The organism is Variovorax sp. J2P1-31 (assembly GCF_030317215.1).
Lineage (GTDB): Bacteria > Pseudomonadota > Gammaproteobacteria > Burkholderiales > Burkholderiaceae_C > Variovorax.
In genome coordinates, this window is the sequence record NZ_JASZYA010000003.1 from 1,187,914 (window position 1) to 1,209,228 (window position 21,315).

Here is a 21,315-nt window from a genome sequence, read left to right on the forward strand (position 1 = left end):
GATGGCAAAGCTAACAATCTTAAGCATTTCGGTCGAGAATCTCGGTCCTTTCAAGGAGCGGCAGACCCTCGATCTCCGTGTCACCGGCCGTCGTCCAGTCATTCTGGTGAAGGCACTCAACGGTAGTGGCAAGACAACCTTGCTTACAGCGCTTCAGGTCGGGCTGTATGGCCATAAAGCAATCAGCGGGATGAAGCGCACCGAGTACGAGCAGCTGATGCTTGGGATGCAACGCAAGGACGCCGTTGGGAACAGTTCCGTAGAGGTTTTGGTTTTGGTGGAGATCGGCGGCGCGCCGCGCACCTTGACCGTTCGCCGGGAGTGGCGTCGAAAGGGATCTGACCTCATCGAGAGCTTGAGCATCTTTGAGGACGGCAGCAAGGATCTGGTTTTCTCCGACACCTGGGATGAATTTATCGGATCAATTCTTCCGGCCGAGCTGGTCCAGCTTTTTCTCTTCGACGGGGAAAAAATTGAGGCTCTCGCCAATCCAGAACGACTCCCTGATCTGCTAAGACGGGCGACTGAGGTGTTCCTGGGTATCGGCGGCATTGAAGCCCTCGGGGGTGATCTGAAAGCACTGGAGCGTCGCTCCATGCTGAAGAACAAGGACTCGTCTGCCGAGTTCGAATCTGCCAGAGCAAACGTTGCCTCTTGGGAAGATCAAGAGCAATCGCTCGCGAACGAGCTTGGAAACTCAATCCAGGCGCAGGCGTCCGCGAAGAACGTAGTCGAACAGGCTCAGCGTGCCCTGAGCAAGTACACAGCCGAAGCGCAGCGGCGAGGGCTTGCCGCCTATGAGCAAGCTGCCAGCATTCGACACACAGTAGTTGTGAGCCAGAAGGAATCAGAAGCCGCTCGAAGCGCCCTGGCCGAAGTACTTTCGGACCCTGTCCTTCCCATGGTGTGGTTGCCGAGCCTTTGGCAACGCTATATCGAGTGCTGGGAAGCCGATCAACATTCGCGCCACTCCAAGTTATTGGCCCAAGAATTTAAGAAACGGGATCAGCGCCTCGTTGCCGCAATGGCCCAGAAGCTCCCGAAAAATGCGACGGATGCCTTCCGCCAAGCACTAGCGGAGGACCTACAGCAATTCTCTTCAAAACGGCCAAGCAACCAACCGACACTCCAGGACGCTCCACCCAAAGAGGCAGAACGCCAGATGGAAGATGGAAAGAAGCGACTCCGGCAAGCACTTGATCGATTGGCTGCAACGCGGGAAGACCTCGACCGGGCGGAGCAGCAGATCGGGCAGATTCCGGCTGAGGAACAGATTGCGACTATCCTCAAATCCTTGCAGGAGCGAACCAAGGAAGCTACTGCTGCAGAAGCCCAGCTGGCCGCGATCACCACGCGCATTGAGGAACTACAGACAAATCTCATCCATGTGCGAGCGCGACTGGGTGGAGCACAGGAGCGCCTCACGACCGAGTTTCGCGATCGTTCCTTGGAAGCGAAGGGACTCGAAGCCTCCATACGCGCCCGAAAGGCGCTGCTTCTTTTTAAGGATAAGTTGCTAGCCTCCAAGGCCCAGTGGCTGTCGGAGATGATCACGAACGAGTTTCGCAATCTTCTTCGGAAGCGCAATCTTGTTTCAAAGGTCTTGGTCGATCCAGTGTCCTATCAGGTATCCATAGAGGATGGGAAAGGCCAGGAGCTTTCGATGGACAGGCTTTCGGCTGGAGAACGACAACTCCTTGCTATCTCGGTCCTCAGCGCGCTCATCAAGGAAAGAAAGGGCGGAAGATTTCCCGTCGTGGTCGATACCCCGCTTGCGAGGCTCGACCAAGAGCATCGTTCATCCTTGATCAAGCGTTTTTTTGCGACCGTGTCGCATCAAGTCGTCGTGCTGTCGACTGACCAGGAGGTTGACGGCATTGCTTACGACACCTTGAAGCCATACACCAATTCTGAGTATTCGCTGGATTACGACGATGGTGTCGGGTCCACCACCATCAACAAGACCACGGCCGAGAGTTTCGCGTAATGGATCGAATCAGACTAAATGCGTCCGCAAAGAATCAGTTGGCGACTTTGAAGCGACGGACGGGAATCGAACACAACAACGCGTTATGCCGACACGCGTTATGCATCTCGCTGGCCAACCCGTCTGTGCCGCCGCTCGAGTCCTTCTCCTTTGGCGGAGGCATCGAAATAGATTGGCGCACCCTAACCGGCGGCCAAGACGCGCTTTACCTGAACCTCTTGGCCGTTCGAATCTTGTCCGAGGGCAAAAAGGTGAGCGAAGAGGTTGTTCGGCAGACGTTCATCCAGCATGTGCACCGGGGGCTTTCATACCTCGTTAGTAGGCGGGAGGACGACTTGCTTGTCGAGCTCGCGAAATCGCTGGAAGCCATCGCGAACTGACGCGCGTGCAGTGGTCAGATTTTTAGCTTCGAGAGGTCGAATGTTGGCGTGTCAACGCTATCTCGTTTTCTTGTGTCGCTCACCATGAGCAGGATGGCCTGACTGAAGTCGACCTGCCCCTTGGTTTCTTCCGCAAGGATTGAAAGTCCGCCATTGGCAAACTCTTCAAACACCAGTGAGCGCTTGGCAATCATCTCATCGGAGTCTTCCAGAATCGCAGCAGACTGCTCCGCTTGAACAGCTAGCAGGTTGATCAATGTGTCATAGCCCTGGCGATCAAAGACATCCTGTCGGATCGGCTCCGCAAGCGAATCCGGAAGCGGCTCCCGCCGTCCTCTCGCAGCTCCCAGAGCTGCCGAGAAGGCAATTACGTCGGCCTGCAATTTGAACGGCCCAGTCCCGTCGTCCACGGAAAGAAATTTTCGGATGAGTTCCTGCTTGTCTTTTGCAAAGCGGATGCGTCGTTCAACCATTGCTGATCTCCCGGATGATCGAGTACTCAAATTCGTTGGCGCTCTTCACGACCAACGGGTAAGAATGACCGCGGACGTCGATCAGTTCTGATGGAATATCGCTCTTCGTCGTACAGTATTCAATTACGTATGCTTTGCCAGCACGACTCGCCAAAGCGTTGGCAACTTCTCCGTTCCATTGGGTTGGCGTGACCATCAGGATTACCTGATCTGCAAGTGCTGTGATCTTGTCTGCAACTTGGGTGCGATAAGCGGATCCCAAGCTCCCAAACGGAGAGTCCATCACAATTGGATAGGTGCTCGCTTCAGGTCCGGGCAACTTCTCCTTGTTACGGGTGAAATCTCTCGCGACGTCAATGACGGCACCGATGAACGCGAGGCTCAGGATTTGATTCTCGCCTTGAGAGGCTGCGACCGGCAGCGCGGTTCCGCCTGCGGATTCCAGTAGTCGGAGGGCGTAGGTCTCGGTGACCTCGGGGACATAGGGTGTATATGAAATCTTTGCGAACAGGCTTCGCACCTTCTCTGTCAAGGTGCGCCTGAACGTGCTCTCGAAGAGGCCTCTCGATTCCTGGAGGCGCGAGATCGCGTCCAAGGTCGCCTGCAGGCGCCTTTGCGCCAACTGCTGCTTACCCTCGCTTTGCTCACTCTTACGCAGTTCAAGCAAGATAAGACGGAGGTCTTCTTCGTGGCGACGGCGGTCGTTCTTCGCACTGCCGATTTCCTGATTCGCCTGCTCAATAGCTTCTACGGTGGCCTCAAACTGAGCCTCGAGATCCTTGACACCTTCCTGCGGGCTCAGTCGCAGCCTTTGTCCAATGTCTTCCAGCTCTGTCTGAATGCGACTGATCTCTTCGCGATCAGCCGCAATCCTTCGCTGCTGCGCATCACTTTGATCCCAGAAGTTTTCTTGTTGCGTTCGCAGCTGTCTAACCTCTCCCCCCATACGGATCGCCTTTTCCTCAACTTGCGCCAGACCCGCTTTGTCTTTCCAGCGTTCCACAGCTTCACGTGCACTGCGCGACTCATTCATGTCTAGCGAACGCTCACAAATGCATGTGTACTTGCCAAGCAGATCATCAACGAACTGCCTTTTGATCCCGGCGGGTAGTTCGCCCTTCGCGCGCAGATTCTCAATCAGATCTAAGAAATTCTGACTTGGCCCGGACAGAAACGCCTTGTAGGCATCTGCATTCAGAAGAGCGCTCAGCTGGCTTTTTGCGGCGGTCATCGTGTCCGTTGCGCGCTCCAAGTCTGTCTCGAGCTGCTCGCGCCGCTGTTGGTCGACCTTGACCTCATCAAGCTTTGATAGGCGCTGTTTGAGTTCCTTCTGTCGCTCACGTTGCCCAACGAGGTTCTTGGTGGCCTGATCTGAGCGCGCCTCTACCCTTGCCAACTGTTCTTCGATGCCGGCCTTGCGCTGGAGAATCTCCTTAGTCGCGGCGTCACCCACTTGCTCAAGCTCCTTTTCAAGCGTCTTCCTCGCAGCACCGAGATGCCGCACCGCACGCTCAATCACCTCCAATCCGAGCAACTTCTTCGTCGCATTGGCGATGTCGTTCTGTTCTTCTCCCGAGGGTTGCACGATCCGCTCGATACGTTCGCCGTCAAAAAAGAAGTATGTGTGTAAGTCTCTTGGAAGTACTCTTCCGATCACATCCGCAGTGTTGGTTTCCACTTTCCACTTACCATCCTCTGCAGCCCACATAAGGGTGGTAAGGGGTGGGCCTTTGGATACCAAGTCCCCGTCATCCCCCTTTACCGCTTGCACCAACTTTTTCAACAAGTACTGGCGTCCCAAGTGTTCGAACTTGATCTGCACCCACGCGTCTATCGTCGCACCAGGCGCAGACTCGCGAATTGCTCTCTTATTGATGATCTGGTCTTCGAAGAGAAAGCCCTTGCTGACTGAGTCGTACATTGCCCATGTGAACGAGTTGAGCACAGCGGTTTTACCGGCTCCGTTCGACCCATACAGGACTGTGACATTACCCTGGCCAGTCGCAAACTTGACTGGTGGCGTTTGTCCGTAGAACTGGCGAAAGTTGTTAAGCTGAAGTTCTAGGAGAATCATTCACCACCTCCTTGATAATTCTGAGAATGTCGTCATTGATATGCGGACGTTCCAGATAGAGGCGCTCGGCCTCAAGCTTCAAAACTCTGGTAATTATTCCTCGCACCTCCGCAGGGTCACGCCGCAGTGGCTCCATCGGATCGATTGCTTTTTCTTCTTCCATACTTTCCTCTTTAGAGATCCATCAGGTTGAACTTCTTTTGGAGAGGCAAGATTGTCGCGCGTGCCTCACCGGAATTGATCGCGAGATCTGCAAACTCCACGAATCGGACTAGCTCTTTGCGAAGCAGGCTACGCTCCGATTCGCCGACGACGCCCTCTTCGGGCGGGACAACGACCATGTCATAAACGACTGCAGCGTCTTTGCCTGGGGCGCGTCGAAGAACGCGCCCCCGCCGTTGGATGAACTGCCGGGGATTGCTGCTACTGGCCAAGATAATTGCAGTCTGAATAGAGGGAATATCGACGCCTTCATCGAGGCAACGGATTGCGACAAGGCCCTGCAGGGTCCCATCATCGATTCCCTTGCGCAGAACTTCGCGTTGGTCGAGATTCTCATCGGCCGTGTACTTCGACACGCGCATCCCCAAATCGCTTCCCAGCAAGCGCATCGCTTCGTCAACTTGCCGCGCAACTCCTAAGTCAGTTTCCGTTTCCACCGTTCCGTCGCCGCAGTAAACGAGAAAATGACTTTGCCCTTGGAGGGTCGACGAGAACAACTGCGTGAGTGCCACCAGTTTGTTGCGGGCAGATGCAACCAGTCTTCCTCGCTCAAGCAGTTGGAACTTCAACGAAGTTGACTCCGCGTCGGCATTCCACAGTTTCGCGATCTTGGCGCTGATCTCCAGATACCGCTCGCGCTCGTCGTCGTCCAGCTCAATGAGAATTGGAATGTACCTGTAAGGCACCAGTACGCCTTTATTCAGCGCCATCTTGAGCGTGAACTTCGGCTCTATGACCGGACCAAAATAGTTGAATATTCGAGCAGTTCCCTCAAGATCGAACCACCGTTCGGGCGTGGCCGAAAGCCCCAGTCTCAAAGTAATTTTTTCGGGAAGAGCCGAAGCGAGGTTCTCTGAACCCAGGTTATGCACTTCATCACCAACAATGAAGGTCGTGGCAGGGAAGTACCGCAGCCGGCTTTGAAAGGAATCAGAAGAGAAGGTGCTGTTGGTTGTCAGCACGCACATGAATTTGCGCGTTCCACTATGCACGTCGTTCAGCTGTGCGGTCAATCGCTCGGCCCATCGATTGATGGACTCGAATGCCAGCAGAGGGTCAAAGCCAAAGCTCTCTGCCTCCCTGCACCACTGCTGAACAAGATGTCTGTATGGGCAGACAACGATAAGGGCTTGCAGCCCCATTTGTTCATAAAGCCGCACAGCCGCGGCGAGGGCGGTGATTGTTTTGCCCGCGCCGGTGGCCATTTGCAGGACACCCTTTCCCCCTGCTGCTACCCAGTTGCGAATTCCGAGCAACTGATGATCCTGCAATCGGATAGTCTCGGGAATTTGCGGGCTGCGCGGTCCGCGCTTGGTACGACGTACCTGCTCTTCGTCAGGATCGAATTCTGGAGGCTGGTCCCGGCGAAATTTCGCCAATACCTCTTTCGCGATCTCGGTGAAGTCCTCCACCAAGAGGGCCGGATTACCAGGTGCGCCGGCCCACAAGTCATCGAAGTCAGCAGCCTTCGCCCTCGTACGGCCATGTGGGTCATCCCATGACCAATACACGTCGATCGATTCAAAGTTTGAGACCAACCCGCCAGTGGTTTCGTTCTGTGAACCCGTGAATGCGATCATCGCGCCAGACGAGTCTTCGAAGACACCAATTTTCTCGTGATAGATGCCCCGGCCTAGCTTCCCGGTGCGGGGGTCGACGCGCAGGGCCAGCTTGATCTCAAGCGCGTTGATCGAAATCAGCCAGGCCAGTGCATTCAATCGCTCTCGTTCGAGTTCATCCTGGAGTTGCTCAAGCTCAGTTTCGAAGAGCTTGCGAATTCGCTGACCTCGACTTTCGTAGCCCTTCTCGATGGCTTCGGTGTCCTCGGCAGACAGCTGCGGCGAGGTAATCAGCTGAATTTTCCCTCCCGACTTGATCAACCGTGCGGCGCCGCGCGCGGCGAGGCTCAACGACCCGCTGGTGAAGTATCCAACCGCACGACGGTACAGCACCGCATTGGTCATGCACGGCACATAGAAGTCATCGACGACGTTCCCCGCGTCTGATCGATAGGAGATCTTTGGCTTGATGCTCTGGAGGCTCATGACTAGCCAAGCCCTGCAGCTTCTACGCTGGTGAGCCCGATACCGTGGATCCGTTGGTCATGGCCGTACTTCATGACGGTTCAGACCACAAATATCTTCAGAGCCATCGTCTTGAGTCCTTCTTTCCAGGCATTGACGGCCGCCACGTTCCAAACCGCTAGGGATGAAATCTGGACATTGAGTGAGATGGTTGACTTGGCAAATACCGCCTTCTTCTGTAGAAATGGCTTGTTGCCTACTGCATCATTGTCTGTTGGCCCGAGAATGGTGAGATTGCCTAGTGACTGTACGACCGGTGTTAAGTGGGGATCGCTCGGCGAGCTGTTTTGTGGGTAAATGTGCTCGAGAGTTGTATTGGCAAAGTCGAGAACCCGAGACTTGTCTTTGCACACCGGGGCCCCGTTCGCACCGTCCTGATACCAGCGGGCATAGTGCTCGATGGTCATCAGGAAGTACTTGATCGTTTTGTTACTTGCAAGGGTTGAGTACTCCAATTCGCCAAGGGCGGTCGTGAACCGACTGTCGCTGGCGTGGGTAAGCAAGAGCGGTTGCAAATCTGCCCTTAGCGTCGTCACTTTATATGTCGATGGGGCAGCCCTAATTGCCACCGCATGCTTGTTATAAACGTTGGTCGCAGGTCCGATATGAGCATTCGAAACACTTTTATAGCGAAAGACGAACCGCTCCAACATCTGAACGATATCGGAGAACGTTTTCTGCTTCAGCGCAGTGGCGGCGATCAGCAGCGGGATGCAGTTCGTGTGTTTCAACTCGCGGAGCAGCAGCCCCAACCGGTCTCGGTCCCAAGCAGTGACAGTTGAATGACCTGGCAGTGGCCATTGTCCGTCCAACATCAAGGCGATCTTCTTGAAGTCCTTTCCGAGGTCCTCGACAGCGGTTACCAGGCTAGCAGCTTGACTTGCCGTAAGAACAGCGGGGTGGCTAGGGATGAGATGCTGAAGAAATTCATCATAGAGCGTCGTCTTGCCCGGCCGTTTCCCAGTGTGTGACGCGAATATCCATCGCAAGACTTCTTCGACCCGGCCTGGAGCCTCACTTAGGATGTCGTCCCAACATTTTTCGATTCGATCCAGCTGCTCTTGAGTTGCGACGGCATCCAAGACCTCCATCGTCTTCGCACGCAATAGCTCGCCTTCCGTGAGTCCAACACCGCGATCGTTGAGGACTTGGAAAAGGTTGTATGCATGTTGGACAGTGGTTGTTTCCATGTGGATCACCGTCCAGTCGACCTCCAAGACTTTCGCAATATTGGCAAGCTGAGTGACTTTTTGATGATCAATTGATTCCTGGGCAACAAGGTCGGCGATGTACTTGCCAAGCGATACGTAGGCCGCCTTGAGGAGCTTGTGGGACGTTCGCTCGGCGTCGTCGGGATTGTTCCCTTGAATCAATTGCACAAAGAACAGGTAGTCTGGCTTTGAGAGCTCCAGACGGGCGACGTCCTCAACCTTGAGGGAAACCGTGTCGTCCAGTCGCAAGAACTGGGCGCGCAGCGTGCCTGCACGGTCTTCGAGAAATTTGCGCAAAGAGCCATCTGCATCCGCGACAAGCTTTGTAGAAAGCTCCAACATTACGTTTATGACTTGCGCGACCAAGATCACAAACGTCGCGAGGCGCTGCTGTCCATCTATAACTTCAAGCTTGGTCGCGCTTCCGGCATGCGGTCTGGCCACTGTCACCAGGCCGCCGAAAAAATGTGGGCGCTCCTGCGATGCCTTTCGCGCCTTCAGGCTGCCGGCAAGATCTGCCTTGAGGTCATCGATCTCTTCGGCGGTCCACGCATAGTGGCGCTGGTACTTCGGCACCCTGAAGATTCTCGTGGGACCGAACAGTCCTGCAATGCTCTCATGACGAGGTGTGATGACCAAAATGCCTCCGTGGAATCGGCATTTCCCACGCCGGGCATGCCTATCTGTTCATTTTGTAACAGTGTAAACAGATTCTGGGGCAGGTAGCTATCGTTTCTCGAGCGGACTTGAACACGCCTGAACCCAAGGGAACCGCTAGCTTGTACCTGCTGCGCTGCGGGTTGCTGCCGTGAGTTTGCCTGGAACGCTATGGGACGCATTCTTGGGCATTTGGACCATATCGAGATCGACATGCACTTTCATCAGTCGCTGCCCAAACCCAGCATTTCCAAGGCTCCCCCCGCGTTCTACCGGTTACGCGATGTCATGCGGATCACGGCTCTGAGCAGGTCCACCATCTATCGCCGCGTTGCCGAGGGCCGATTTCCAGCGCCCGTCCATCTTGGCGGTCGCGCCTCGGCGTGGTCTAGCGCCACTTTGCAACAGTGGATCGATGACCCAGAGAACTATGGCGTGCTTACGCGGCAAGCCTGGGCGCTTCAGCCGGTCCCCCTAGGGGCTCATGCCTCGGTTTTGGAGTGAGGCCGCGCAGCTCAATCCACGGGGTTACTGATTTTTCTTCTGCCAGGTCGTCGAGCAAATTGGCCCATAGCTGAACCATTTCACGACGTTGGGCCAGGAAGGTGGCGCGGTCGTAGCTGCCGCCTAGTTCCTCGTCTGATACATGGGCAAGGTGGCGCTCAATCACGTCACGGTCCCATCCCAGCAGCTCTCGGATAAGGGTTCGCGCCGTGGCGCGGAAGCCGTGCCCCGTAATTTGCTCCCTCGTGTCGTAGCCGAGTGTTCGTAAAGCACTGTTTAGGGTGTTGTCGCTCATATATCGGCTTGCCTCCGAGCGCTTCGCCATGCTTTTGAAGATGGGACCGGCCGGTCCTGTAAGCGGAAAGATGTCGCGGAGAATGTCGATCGCTTGCGTAGGCAACGGGACCACGTGGGCCGGCGTCCGAATGTCCCGCTTCATCCATTCGCGTAGCTTCATCTTTTCGGGAGGGCATCGCCACAGGGCCTTCTCGAAATCGATGTCCTCCCAGTCTGCGAGGCGCAATTGCCCTGGGCGCTGAAACAGCATTGGGGACAGCTGAAGCGCGGCGCGCGTTATGACGTGGCCGTTGTAGCCGCGGATGTCGCGTAGCAGTTGACCCAGTTTCCCTGGATCTGTGATGGCGGGATAGTGACGCGCGCGTGGTGGCGGCAGGCCGCCGGTCCGGCTATTCACAAAATTCTTTGCTGGCTCCAATGCCCCGACGTCCACTGCGTACTGGAAGGCGTGCTGGACGACCTCTCGCACGCGTTGCGCGGTCTCAAGATTGCCCCGCTCCTTGATACGGTGCAGGCAGCGCACGAGTTCGGTTGGCTTGATAGCCTCCATAGTCAAAGAGCCAAGCCACGGAAAGATGTGCAGCTCCAGATGCCGCATGACCTTTTCGGCGTAGTTCAGGGACCATTCACGGTCTTTCTGGGCTTGCGCGTGCCAAGCTCGCGCCATCAACTCAAATGTATTGAGCTTCGCCGCCCTATCGCGCTCAGCTTGATCCCGGCGGGACTCCCGCGGGTCAATCCCGCCTGCTCGTTTCTCGCCCTCTTCCCGGGCCTTCTTTCGCGCCAGTGCTAGGCCTACTACCGGATAGGCGCCCAAGCTGAGCTTTGCCTGTTTGCCTGCCTGCTTGTACCGGTAGATCCATACCTTGCCGTTCGGCCTGACGCGAAGGTAGAGCCCTTCGCCGTCAGAAAGCAGGTATTCGTTGCCGCGCGGATTGGCCGCTTTGATCTGGAGTTCGGTGAGCTGTCCCATGGTGTACCCCCGGAGAGACTGAAGTTAAAAATCAGTCTGGGGTACACCTAGGGGTACACGCAAGAACGGGACGTTCTGGGATTCAGTGACACCGCTTGAGCCGCCTTTTCAGGCTAAGCCCTTGATTTACAAGGACTTGTGAGCTGACTTGGGATCTACTGAGAAAGAAAGATGGTGGCCTGGGTCGGAATCGAACCAACGACACGCGGATTTTCAATCCGCTGCTCTACCAACTGAGCTACCGGGCCATGTGTGCAGCCTGCGATTATACAGCGCTTTTTCGACCTCTCGACAGATCGACGCCCAACTGCTTGAGTTTTCTATAAAGATGGGTGCGCTCCAGGCCGGTCTTCTCGGCCACGCGGGTCATCGAGCCGTTCTCCATCGCCAGGTGGAACTCGAAGTAGGCCTTCTCGAAGCCGTCGCGCGCGTCGCGCAGCGGGCGGTCGAGGTCGAAGCTCTGGCGCGACTGCGGGCCGGGGTCGACCACGGCCGTCACCACGTTGTGGGGGCTGGCGACGAGCGCGCCCTCGCCCGTGGTGGTGACGACGGCGGCGGCAAAGCCGCTGGCCACCGGCACCACGCTCGCGGCCGCGCGGCGCGCGCTCTCGCGCGCCAGGCCCTGCTCCACGGCCTTGAGCAGCTTCTGCATGGTGATGGGCTTCTCGAGGAAGGCGAAGGCACCGATGCGCGTGGCGTCGACCGCGGTGTCGATGGTGGCGTGGCCGCTCATCATGATCACCGGCATGCTCAGCAGGCCCGCGGTGGACCACTCCTTGAGCAGTGTCACGCCGTCGGTGTCGGGCATCCAGATGTCGAGCAGCACCAGGTCGGGCCGCGCGCGCTGCCGGGCGGCACGCGCCTCGGCGGCGTTCTCGGCGAGTTCCACGTGGTGGCCCTCGTCATTGAGAATTTCAAAGAGCAGGTCCCGGATGCCCAGCTCGTCGTCGACCACGAGGATGTTTGCCATGAGTCTTTGTTGCTGCTGCTGCGTTGTCCGCGTATGAGACGGGTCCGTCGGCCGGACCATCCACGCGCTGCTGCAGGCCTCAGACGATGGATGGTTTCGATTCTTCGGTGTGAGCGACCGCTACGCGCGGCTCGCCTGCCAACGCGAATGATAACGAGACTTGCGCGCCGGCCACAGCCCCGTCGACCGTGCGGTTGGAAAGCTCGATCCGCGCGCCGTGCTCGTCGGCGATCTTCTTGACCACGGCCAGGCCCAGTCCGGTGCCCCGGGCCTTGGTCGTGACGTAGGGCTCGAAGGCCCGCTTGAGGATGTTCTCCGCGAAGCCGGGGCCGCTGTCCTGCACGGTGAGCCGCACCCGCTGGCCCGAATCGCCCAGCCGGGTCCGGATCACCACCTCGCCCGCGCGCCCGGTGCCCGCGGCCGCGGTCTCGGCCGCGTCCTGGGCGTTTTGCAACAGGTTGTGGATCACCTGGCGGATCTGCTGGGCATCGCCGCGGATCGGCGGGCAGCGCTCGTCCAGTTCGCTGCGCAGCGCGATCGGGGCGTTGTCGGCGCCGTAGAGCTGGAGCACGTCGGCCACCAGCGCGTTGAGGTCGACCGGCTTGAGGTCGGCCGCCGGCAGGCGTGCGTAGTCGCGGAATTCGTTGACCAGCCGCTTCATGGCATCGACCTGGTCGACGATGGTCTTGACCGACTTGGTGAGGATGGCCTGCTCGGGCGGCGCGACCTTGCCGGCCAGCTTCATCTCCAGCCGCTCGGCCGACAGTTGGATCGGCGTGAGCGGGTTCTTGATCTCGTGCGCCAGCCGGCGCGCGACCTCGCCCCAGGCCTGCGCGCGCTGGGCCGAGACGATCTCGGAGATGTCGTCGAACACCAGCAGCCGCGCGGCGCCCGGCAGTTCCGCGCCACGCGCGACGATGTTGATCGCGTCCTGCTGGGCCATGCCGAAGTTGTTGGCGTGCAGCTCGAAGGCATGCTGCCAGTGGTCGAGCCCGTGCTGGGCGCGCTCGACCTCGAAGTCGTCGAACTGCTGCTGCACGTTGTGCGCGAAGGCCGCCAGGCCGGGCACGTCGCGCAGCGGCTGGCCCTCGTAGGCGGCCAGCGGCGCGCGCAGCACGCGGGTGGCGCCGGGGTTGGTCGACAGCACGGTGCCCGCCTGGTCGAGCACGATCACGCCCGAGGTCAGGTTGTCGAGGATGGTCTGCAGGTTGCCGCGTGCGGCATCGAGCTCGCCCACCGTCTGCTCGACGGCCGCGCGCGCATCGGCCAGCTGCTGGGTCATGACCGCGAAGGAGCGCGTGAGGCCGCCCAGTTCGTCCTTGCCCTGCAGCACCGTGGTGGGCCGCAGGTCGCCGCCCGCCACCTGGCGCACGCCGTCGGCCAGCACCAGCAGCGGCCGCGCGAGGCCGTTGCCGAACAGCACCGCCAGCAGCACCGCGCCGAACACGGCCAGGAACAGGCACAGCGTGAGCGTGCCGATGTACATGCGGCGCAGGCCCTCGCGCGCCAGCGAGCGCTCCTGGTATTCGCGGTTGGCCTCCTGCACGGCCAGCGCGTTGGCGACCACCGCCGGCGGCAGGGGCTGGGTGACCTGCAGGAAGCGCGGGTCGGTGTCGAAGTCGAAGCCCGGGCGCTGCACCAGCGCCAGGGCCCGCACGCTGGCCGGCGCCACCGGCGGGCCGGTGGTCTGGGACTGCACCTCGTCCAGGCCCTCGATGTGCGAAATCACGCGGTCGGCGCGCACCTGGCGGAACTGCTGCGGCGTGGGCCGCTCGGGGTTGAGCTGGAAGCGCGAGGCGCCCGCGCCGGCGATCAGCTGGCCGGACCCGGTCCAGAGCACCACGTCGCTGGCGCCCAGCTGGTCGCGCATGCGCTCGAGCTGCAGGCCGGCGCTGGTGTCGGGCACGTCGGCCAGCTGGCTGCTGGCGGCGCGGGTCTTGGTCGCGAGGTCGGCGGCCAGCGAGTCGAGCGTGGCGCGCCCCAGGTTCAGGCCGGCGTCGAGCGCGCCCTCGACCTTGACGTCGAACCAGCTCTCGATCGAACGCGAGACGAACTGGTAGGACACGAAATACACCAGCACGCCCGGCACCACGCCGACCAGCGCGAAGATGGCCGCCAGCTTGATCAGCAGCCGGCTGCCGAACTTGCCCTGGCGCAGCCGCCGCACCAGCCGGAACGCGACCCAGCCGATCACCAGCATCAGCAGCGTCGCGACCACCACGTTGATGCCGAAGAGGCGCGCGTAGTTCTGCTCGTAGAGCGCGCGGTTGTTGGTGGCGACCGCCAGCAGGAACATCAGCACCAGGCCCATGGCCGTGACAAGCGCGGCGATCACGCCGACCGCCCAGCGCACCGCCCGCGCCCGGCCGGCCGCCTTGGCCGCCGCGGCGGCGCGCGGGTCGGCGGGGGTCATCGCGCCTTGTCCATGCTCAGCCGCGCGCTGCGTTCGGCCGTGATGTCCCATTCGGACAGGCCGACCACGCCGATCTGGAACGGCCGCGGCAGTTGCGAGGTGTCGAGCCGGAAGCGGAACACCACCGGATGGGCCACGTCCTCGCCGATCTCGGCCTCGTCGCCCAGCCTCAGCCGGCCGATGCGCTTGACGGCATCGAGCGCCTCTTCCAGCGTGTCGAAGTTCTGGTTGAGCGAGACGCCGAAGCCCGCGTTGCCGCTGATCGGCACCGGCGCCACGTTGAGCCGCCAGCGCCGGGTCAGCGGCTGGTAGGCCAGCCGCATGTAGCGCGAGACCTGCGCGACCTTGCGGTCGGTCCAGTACCAGCGCTCGCGGTAGAGCTCGGCCTCGGCCACGAAGTGCACCGCGATGCCCTTCATGAGCACGTCCTCGACCAGGGTCGGCAGCTCGAACTGCACGGCGGCGCTCAGGTAGACGCCGTCGTCGCCACGCTCGAGGCGCAGCTGGGTGACCGAGGCCCCGTGCTGCTGGGCCGCCGCCGGGGCCGGCCAGAGGCTGACCAGCCAGAAGAACAGGCAGGCCAGCAGCAACAGCATCGCCCCACGCCCCCGCGCCCAGGCCGCGGCCAGGCCGCGCCGGTCAGCGGGCGGGCTTTTCGAGCAGGGCGTAGAAGAAACCGTCGTGATCACCCAGGGGATTGTCCGGGACGCCGCGCCCATTGCCGCCGCCTTGGGGCAGCAAATGGCCCGGGGAAGGCAGCAATCGGGCATCGGTGTTGTGCGCAAGAAACGCCTCGATCTGGTAGGAGCCCTCTTCCCGGAAGACCGAGCAGGTGCAATAAAGCAGCCGTCCGCCGGGGCGGACCAGCGGCCAGAGCGCGGCCAGCAGCATCGCCTGCTGCTGTGCGAGCTGGGGGGTGTCGCTCTCGCGGCGCAGCCAGCGCACGTCGGGATGGCGCCGCACGATGCCCGAGGCCGTGCAGGGCGCGTCGAGCAGGATCGCGTCGTAGGGCTGGCCGTCCCACCAGCCGCGCGGGCGGCCCGCGTCGGCCACCACCACCCGGGCCTGCAGGTCCAGCCGGGCCAGGGTCTCGTCGATGCGGCGGCTGCGCGCGGCATCGACCTCCAGCGCCGTCACCTCGATCGCGGTCGAGCCCGCGCGTTCGAGCAGATGCGCGGTCTTGCCGCCCGGGGCCGCGCAGGCGTCGAGCACGCGCAGCGGGGCGGCGCCGGGCCGGGGCGCGGGCAGTCCGTCGAGCAGCAGCGCGGCCGCCAGCTGGGCCGCGGCATCCTGCACCGAGACCTCGCCGGCGGCGAAGCCCGGCAGCTGCAGCACGGGCCGCGGCTGGGCCAGCTGCACCCCATCGTCGCCGACAGGCCAGCCCTGCTGGCCGTCATGGCGCAGGGCGAGCAGGTACGACGCCACCGAGGTCTTCCGGCGATTGACCCGCAGCGTCATCGGCGCCTGCTGGTTGTCGGCCGCGAGCACGCGCTGCCAGTCGCGCGGATGGTCGCGCTTGAGGCGCTCGATCCACCAGCGCGGATGGTTCCACTGCGCTACCGGCTCGTGTTCGGTGGCGGCCACCAGTTCGTCGCGCTCGCGCAGGAAGCGGCGCAGGCAGGCATTGATGAAGCTGGCCTGGGCGCGCGTCGTGGGGTTGCGCTTGGCGGCCTCGACCGCCTGGTCGACCAGCGTGAAAGGCTCGTAGGGCGAGGACGCCGGGTCCCAGGCCAGCGCGAGCGCGGTGCACAGCAGCGCGTCGGCCGGCGGCGGCGGCGTGCGCTTGGCCAGGTGGCGGCGCAGGGCCTCGGCGCGGCCCAGCCGGCGCAGCACCTGGAAGCCCAGCGACTGCACGCCCGGCCGCAGCGCCGGCTCGACCAGCTCGAAGGCGACCGAGCCCGAGGTGCCCGCGCGAATGGCCGCCAGCGCCTGGGCGGTGAGCTGGAGTTGCCGCCAGAGCGGCGGCGAGAGGGAGGGTTCGGAGAGGTCTGACAAGCGGTGGATGGTAACAATGGCGGAAGAAGGAATGCCGCGGGGCGGCAACGCGTGTGGCGGAAAGGCCCGGGCACCGGGGCTTACTTCATGGGGGCCGCCCGGCGCAGCTGCATGACCCAGGCCACGATCAGCGCCGGGAACTGCCCGACGGCGCTGTTGTAGTGCTGCACCGCGAGGTTGAACTGGTGGCGCGCGATCTCGGCCGTGGCCGAGGGTTCGGGCCAGGGCACCGCCTGGCCGGCCGGCTGCGTCGCCAGGCCGGCATCCGGCTCGGAGGGCGTGTCGGGCAGCGGCTGCCGCCGCGACAGCGTGCCGTCGACCTCGAAGCTGTTGACCGCGTCGGGATAGAGCCGCTGCCAGCCGGTGAGCATCACGTACAGCGCCGTGTCGAGCGCCGCCATGGCGGCCGGATCGAGCGGGCGCAGCCGCGTGGCGGCCAGCAGGGTCGTCAACTGCAGCGTGCTCGCGCGCAGCGACACGATGGCGGGCGAAACCGCGTCCTCGCCCTCCTTCGCCTGCGCCTGGACGTGCGCCTGCACGAAGTCGAGCTGGCGCAGCAGGGCCGCGTCGAGCGTGGCATAGGCCTGCAGGGCGGCCGAGCGCAGGCGCACCAGCCGGTTGTAGGCGCCGACGAACCAGAACAGCAGGATGGCCGCGCCGATCCAGTAGGGCAGCAGAGGCGGAAGACGACTCAGCACGTTCTCGCACCAGAAGAAGGGACCTCGGGCGGCATGCCGCACCCAGGCCGTTCGAATGAAAAAACGCCCCCCGGCCACAAAGGGGCAGGAGGGCGCAGGGGGCCGTTCATGGCCGGGGAGGAAGCCGCCGTTTACTCGGTGGCGGTGCCTTCGCTGGCGTCGACCGTGGCGGTCGTCGCCTCTTCCGTGCCGCTGCCGGCCAGTTCAGCCGCTTCGGACTCGGCGATGGCGCGGCGCTCGGCCTCGTCCATCTGGTCCTTGGCGCGGCGGGCCTGGTGGTAGGCCATGCCGGTGCCGGCCGGGATCAGGCGACCCACGATCACGTTTTCCTTCAGGCCGCGCAGCTCGTCGCGCTTGCCCATGATCGCGGCTTCGGTCAGCACGCGCGTCGTTTCCTGGAACGATGCGGCGGAGATGAACGAGTCGGTCGACAGCGATGCCTTCGTGATACCCAGCAGCAGGTTGGTGAACGTCGCGGGGATCTTGCCTTCGGCGCGCAGGGCGTCGTTGGTGTTGAGCATTTCGCTGCGTTCGACCTGTTCGCCGGAGATGTAGCCGGTGTCGCCGATGTTGTCGACCACGACGCGACGCAGCATCTGGCGAACGATCACCTCGATGTGCTTGTCGTTGATCTTCACGCCCTGCAGGCGGTACACGTCCTGCACTTCGTCCACGATGTAGCGCGCCAGTTCTTCCGAACCCAGCAGGCGCAGGATGTCCTGCGGATCCGCCGGACCGTCGACCACCGACTCGCCCTTGTTCACCACCTGGCCTTCGTGCACCAGGATGTTCTTTTCCTTGGGCACGAGCTCTTCGTAGATGCCGCCTTCGGGATCGGTGATCTGCAGGCGCAGCTTGCCCTTGGTCTCCTTGCCGAACGACACGGTACCGGTCATCTCGGCCAGCATGCCCTTGTCCTTGGGCGAGCGGGCTTCGAACAGCTCGGCCACCCGCGGCAGACCGCCGGTGATGTCGCGGGTCTTCTGGCCTTCGACCGGAATACGCGCCAGCACTTCGCCGGGGCCCACGTCCTGGCCGTCGCGGATCTGCACCAGGGCGCCGATCGGGAAGCCGATCGTCACCGAGTGGTCGGTGCCCGGGATCTTCACTTCGGCGCCCGAGGCGTCGATGAGCTTCACCTGGGGACGCACGACCTTGGCAGCGCCGCGGCGCTTTGGATCGATCACCACCAGCGTGGACAGGCCGGTCACTTCGTCGACCTGCTTGGCCACGGTGAGGCCTTCCTCGACGTTCTCGAACAAGGCCTTGCCCGCGAACTCGGTGATGATGGGACGCGTCAGCGGATCCCAGTTGGCCAGGATCAGGCCGGCCTTGACCTGCTGGTCCGCCTTGACCGCCAGGATGGCGCCGTACGGCACCTTGTGGCGTTCACGCTCGCGGCCATGCTCGTCATGGATGATGATCTCGCCCGAACGCGAAATCACGACCAGCTCGTTCTTGCTGTTGGTCACGTAGCGCATCGTGGCGTTGAAGCCGATCGAGCCGTTCGACTTGGCTTCCACGCTCGAGGCGACGGCGGCGCGCGAAGCGGCACCACCGATGTGGAAGGTACGCATCGTCAGCTGCGTGCCGGGTTCGCCGATCGACTGCGCGGCGATCACACCGACGGCTTCGCCGATGTTGATCAGGCCGCCGCGGCCCAGGTCGCGGCCGTAGCAGGTCGCGCAGATGCCGAAGCGGGTTTCGCAGGTCAGCGCGGTACGCACCTTGACCTCGTCGACGCCTTGCGCCTCGAGCTCTTCGATGTTGTCCTCGTCGAACATCTCGCCGGCCTTGAGCAGCACCGAACGGTTTTCCGGGTGCAGCACGTCGTCGGCGGCCGAGCGGCCGAGGATTCGGTCGCGCAGCGATTCGATGACTTCACCGCCTTCGACGATGGCGCGCATCAGGTAGCCGCCGTGCGTGCCGCAGTCCTGCTCGATCACGACCAAGTCCTGGGTCACGTCGACCAGACGACGCGTCAGGTAACCCGAGTTCGCGGTCTTCAGCGCGGTGTCGGCCAGACCCTTACGGGCACCGTGGGTGGAGATGAAGTACTCCAGCACGTTCAGGCCTTCGCGGAAGTTCGCGGTGATGGGCGTCTCGATGATGGAGCCGTCGGGCTTGGCCATCAGGCCCCGCATGCCGGCCACCTGGCGGATCTGCGCGGCGGAACCGCGTGCACCCGAGTCGGCCATCATGTAGATCGAGTTGAACGATTCCTGCTCGACGTCCTTGCCGTGGCGGTCGATCACGCGTTCCTTCGACAGCTTGGACATCATGACCTTCGACACTTCGTCGCCGGCCTTGCCCCAGATGTCCACCACCTTGTTGTAGCGCTCGCCGGAGGTCACCAGGCCGGAGACGTACTGCTGTTCGATCTCCTTCACTTCCTTGGCCGAGCGATCGATGATGCCGTGCTTTTCAGCGGGCACCAGCATGTCGCCGATGGCGATCGAGATGCCGGCCTTGGTCGCGAGACGGAAACCGTTCTGCAGCAGCTTGTCGGCGAAGACCACGGTCTCCTTGAGGCCGCACTTGCGGAAGCTCACGTTGATGAGCTTGGAGATTTCCTTCTTCTTCAGCGCCTTGTTGATGTTCGAGAACGGCAGGCCCTTGGGCAGGATCTCGGACAGCAGGGCACGGCCCACGGTGGTGTCCACGAGCGAGGTCGACGGCGTGAATTCGCCGGTTTCCTTGTTCTTGGTGTATTCCGTGATCCGCACCGCCACCTTGGCGGTGAGTTCGACTTCGTTGGCGTCGAGCGCGCGCTGGACTTCACCGATGTCGGAGAAGATCAGGCCCTCGCCCTTGCCGTTGATGCGGTCGCGGGTCGTGTAGTACAGACCCAGCACCACGTCCTGCGAAGGAACGATCGACGGTTCGCCCGACGCCGGGAACAGCACGTTGTTGGAGGCCAGCATCAGCGTGCGGGCTTCCATCTGTGCTTCCACCGACAGCGGCACGTGGACGGCCATCTGGTCGCCGTCGAAGTCGGCGTTGAAGGCCGCGCAGACCAGCGGGTGCAGCTGGATCGCCTTGCCTTCGATCAGGATGGGTTCGAAGGCCTGGATGCCCAGACGGTGCAGCGTGGGCGCACGGTTCAGCATCACCGGGTGCTCTTTGATCACCTCTTCCAGGATGTCCCAGACCACCGGCGTGCCCGATTCGACTTCCTTCTTGGCAGCCTTGATCGTCGTCGCGATGCCCATGGCTTCGAGGCGCGAGAAGATGAAGGGCTTGAACAGCTCGAGCGCCATCAGCTTGGGCAGGCCGCACTGGTGCAGCTTGAGCGTCGGGCCCACCACGATGACCGAACGGCCCGAGTAGTCCACGCGCTTGCCCAGCAAGTTCTGGCGGAAACGACCGCTCTTGCCCTTGATCATGTCGGCCAGCGACTTCAGTGCGCGCTTGTTGGCGCCCGTCATGGCCTTGCCGCGACGGCCGTTGTCCAGCAGCGAGTCGACCGCTTCCTGCAGCATCCGCTTCTCGTTGCGCGCGATGATTTCCGGTGCCTTGAGCTCCAGCAGGCGGCGCAGGCGCGAATTGCGGTTGATGACGCGGCGGTACAGGTCGTTCAGGTCGGAGGTCGCGAAGCGGCCGCCGTCCAGCGGCACCAGCGGACGCAGGTCCGGCGGCAGCACGGGCAGCACTTCGAGCACCATCCACTGTGGCTTGATGCCCGACTTGCGGAAGGCTTCCAGCACCTTGAGGCGCTTGGAGTTCTTCTTGACCTTGACTTCGGAGCCGGTCAGGTCGCCACGCAGGCGTTCGATCTCGCTGTCGAGTTCGATGCCTTCGAGCAGGTCGCGAATGCCTTCGGCGCCCATCTTGGCGATGAACTCGTCACCGAATTCCTTGCGCTTCGTGTCGTAGTCGTCCTCGGACATGATGCTGAACTTCTTCAGCGGGGTCATGCCGGGGTCGGTCACCACGTACGCTTCGAAGTACAGCACGCGTTCGATGTCGCGCAGCGTCATGTCGAGCACCAGGCCCAGACGCGACGGCAGCGACTTCAGGAACCAGATGTGGGCGCAGGGCGCGGCCAGGTCGATGTGACCCATGCGCTCGCGACGCACCTTGGTCTGCGTGACTTCAACGCCGCACTTCTCGCAGATCACGCCGCGGTGCTTGAGGCGCTTGTACTTGCCGCACAGGCATTCGTAGTCCTTGATGGGCCCGAAGATCTTGGCGCAGAACAGGCCGTCGCGTTCGGGCTTGAAGGTGCGGTAGTTGATCGTCTCGGGCTTCTTCACCTCGCCGAAAGACCACGAACGGATCTTCTCGGGCGAAGCCATGCCGATCTTGATGGCATCGAAATGCTCATCCGGCGTGAATTGCTTGAACAGGTCGAGTAAAGACTTCATGTGATTCTTT

Annotated in this window: 14 protein-coding genes and 1 tRNA gene; 3 read left to right on the top strand and 12 right to left on the bottom strand. The window is 61.8% G+C overall.

Annotation, left to right across the window (positions count from 1 at the left end; all coding sequences use genetic code 11):
• Window position 1: 1 nt before the first annotated feature.
• Window positions 2–1,987 carry a DNA sulfur modification protein DndD gene (gene dndD, locus QTI20_RS25490; RefSeq protein ID WP_286556187.1) on the top strand — a complete coding sequence of 662 codons (1,986 nt, stop codon included), beginning with the start codon at window positions 2–4 and terminating at the stop codon, window positions 1,985–1,987.
• Window positions 1,987–2,367 carry a DNA sulfur modification protein DndE gene (gene dndE / locus QTI20_RS25495; RefSeq protein WP_076196785.1) on the top strand — a complete coding sequence of 127 codons (381 nt, stop codon included), beginning with the start codon at window positions 1,987–1,989 and terminating at the stop codon, window positions 2,365–2,367. Before dndD ends, dndE begins: the two co-directional genes overlap by 1 nt.
• Window positions 2,368–2,381: 14 nt before the next feature.
• Here the strand turns inward: dndE and QTI20_RS25500 are convergent, their stop codons facing one another.
• From QTI20_RS25500 to QTI20_RS25515, 4 genes are all read right to left on the bottom strand, one after another.
• Entirely contained in the window at window positions 2,382–2,840 is a 459-nt protein-coding gene (locus QTI20_RS25500) for a DNA phosphorothioation-associated protein 4 (protein WP_286539792.1), read from the bottom strand.
• On the bottom strand, window positions 2,833–4,914 hold the full coding sequence (locus QTI20_RS25505) for an AAA family ATPase (protein WP_286556188.1): 2,082 nt from the start codon (window positions 4,912–4,914) through the stop codon (window positions 2,833–2,835). The genes QTI20_RS25500 and QTI20_RS25505 overlap by 8 nt, the downstream gene beginning before the upstream one ends.
• A 173-nt stretch (window positions 4,915–5,087) precedes the next feature.
• A complete protein-coding gene (locus QTI20_RS25510) occupies window positions 5,088–7,181 on the bottom strand; it encodes a DEAD/DEAH box helicase family protein (RefSeq protein ID WP_286556190.1) in 2,094 nt (697 codons plus the stop codon).
• 80 nt (window positions 7,182–7,261) lie between these two features.
• Complete coding sequence (locus tag QTI20_RS25515) at window positions 7,262–9,070, bottom strand: DUF262 domain-containing protein (protein ID WP_286556191.1); 1,809 nt, start codon at window positions 9,068–9,070, stop codon at window positions 7,262–7,264.
• A 231-nt stretch (window positions 9,071–9,301) separates the two neighbouring features.
• Here QTI20_RS25515 and QTI20_RS25520 point away from each other — a divergent pair, with 231 nt between their 5' ends.
• Window positions 9,302–9,592: a helix-turn-helix transcriptional regulator gene (locus QTI20_RS25520; protein ID WP_083686623.1), complete on the top strand. Its 291-nt coding sequence runs from the start codon at window positions 9,302–9,304 to the stop codon at window positions 9,590–9,592.
• Here the strand turns inward: QTI20_RS25520 and QTI20_RS25525 are convergent.
• From QTI20_RS25525 to rpoC, 8 genes are all read right to left on the bottom strand, one after another.
• The gene (locus QTI20_RS25525; protein ID WP_076196795.1) at window positions 9,528–10,862 is read right to left on the bottom strand and encodes a tyrosine-type recombinase/integrase; all 1,335 of its coding nucleotides are present in this window, start codon (window positions 10,860–10,862) and stop codon (window positions 9,528–9,530) included. The two genes, QTI20_RS25520 and QTI20_RS25525, sit on opposite strands and share 65 nt — an antisense overlap.
• Window positions 10,863–11,034: 172 nt before the next feature.
• Window positions 11,035–11,110, bottom strand: a tRNA-Phe gene (locus QTI20_RS25530).
• A gap of 17 nt (window positions 11,111–11,127) precedes the next feature.
• A complete protein-coding gene (locus QTI20_RS25535; RefSeq protein ID WP_183024341.1) occupies window positions 11,128–11,832 on the bottom strand; it encodes a response regulator in 705 nt (234 codons plus the stop codon).
• 79 nt (window positions 11,833–11,911) lie between these two features.
• A complete protein-coding gene (locus QTI20_RS25540) occupies window positions 11,912–14,245 on the bottom strand; it encodes a sensor histidine kinase (RefSeq protein WP_286556193.1) in 2,334 nt (777 codons plus the stop codon).
• Window positions 14,242–14,841 carry a DUF4390 domain-containing protein gene (locus QTI20_RS25545; protein ID WP_286556194.1) on the bottom strand — a complete coding sequence of 200 codons (600 nt, stop codon included), beginning with the start codon at window positions 14,839–14,841 and terminating at the stop codon, window positions 14,242–14,244. The genes QTI20_RS25540 and QTI20_RS25545 overlap by 4 nt, the downstream gene beginning before the upstream one ends.
• A gap of 43 nt (window positions 14,842–14,884) precedes the next feature.
• Complete coding sequence (gene rsmB / locus QTI20_RS25550) at window positions 14,885–16,240, bottom strand: 16S rRNA (cytosine(967)-C(5))-methyltransferase RsmB (protein ID WP_286556195.1); 1,356 nt, start codon at window positions 16,238–16,240, stop codon at window positions 14,885–14,887.
• Window positions 16,241–16,320: 80 nt separating this feature from the next.
• Entirely contained in the window at window positions 16,321–16,938 is a 618-nt protein-coding gene (locus QTI20_RS25555) for a LemA family protein (protein WP_286556196.1), read from the bottom strand.
• A 131-nt stretch (window positions 16,939–17,069) separates the two neighbouring features.
• The gene (gene rpoC, locus QTI20_RS25560; protein ID WP_286556198.1) at window positions 17,070–21,305 is read right to left on the bottom strand and encodes a DNA-directed RNA polymerase subunit beta'; all 4,236 of its coding nucleotides are present in this window, start codon (window positions 21,303–21,305) and stop codon (window positions 17,070–17,072) included.
• Between the last annotated feature and the right edge of the window lie 10 nt (window positions 21,306–21,315).

Excerpts from the sequence above, each read along its gene's own strand:
- dndD (WP_286556187.1), top strand. The coding sequence starts at position 2 with ATGGCAAAGCTAACAATCTTAAGCATTTCGGTCGAGAATCTCGGTCCT.
- dndE (WP_076196785.1), top strand. The coding sequence starts at position 1,987 with ATGGATCGAATCAGACTAAATGCGTCCGCAAAGAATCAGTTGGCGACT.
- QTI20_RS25500 (WP_286539792.1), bottom strand. The coding sequence starts at position 2,840 with ATGGTTGAACGACGCATCCGCTTTGCAAAAGACAAGCAGGAACTCATC.
- QTI20_RS25505 (WP_286556188.1), bottom strand. The coding sequence starts at position 4,914 with ATGATTCTCCTAGAACTTCAGCTTAACAACTTTCGCCAGTTCTACGGA.
- QTI20_RS25510 (WP_286556190.1), bottom strand. The coding sequence starts at position 7,181 with ATGAGCCTCCAGAGCATCAAGCCAAAGATCTCCTATCGATCAGACGCG.
- QTI20_RS25520 (WP_083686623.1), top strand. The coding sequence starts at position 9,302 with ATGCACTTTCATCAGTCGCTGCCCAAACCCAGCATTTCCAAGGCTCCC.
- QTI20_RS25525 (WP_076196795.1), bottom strand. The coding sequence starts at position 10,862 with ATGGGACAGCTCACCGAACTCCAGATCAAAGCGGCCAATCCGCGCGGC.
- QTI20_RS25535 (WP_183024341.1), bottom strand. The coding sequence starts at position 11,832 with ATGGCAAACATCCTCGTGGTCGACGACGAGCTGGGCATCCGGGACCTG.
- QTI20_RS25540 (WP_286556193.1), bottom strand. The coding sequence starts at position 14,245 with ATGACCCCCGCCGACCCGCGCGCCGCCGCGGCGGCCAAGGCGGCCGGC.
- QTI20_RS25545 (WP_286556194.1), bottom strand. The coding sequence starts at position 14,841 with ATGCTGTTGCTGCTGGCCTGCCTGTTCTTCTGGCTGGTCAGCCTCTGG.
- rpoC (WP_286556198.1), bottom strand. The coding sequence starts at position 21,305 with ATGAAGTCTTTACTCGACCTGTTCAAGCAATTCACGCCGGATGAGCAT.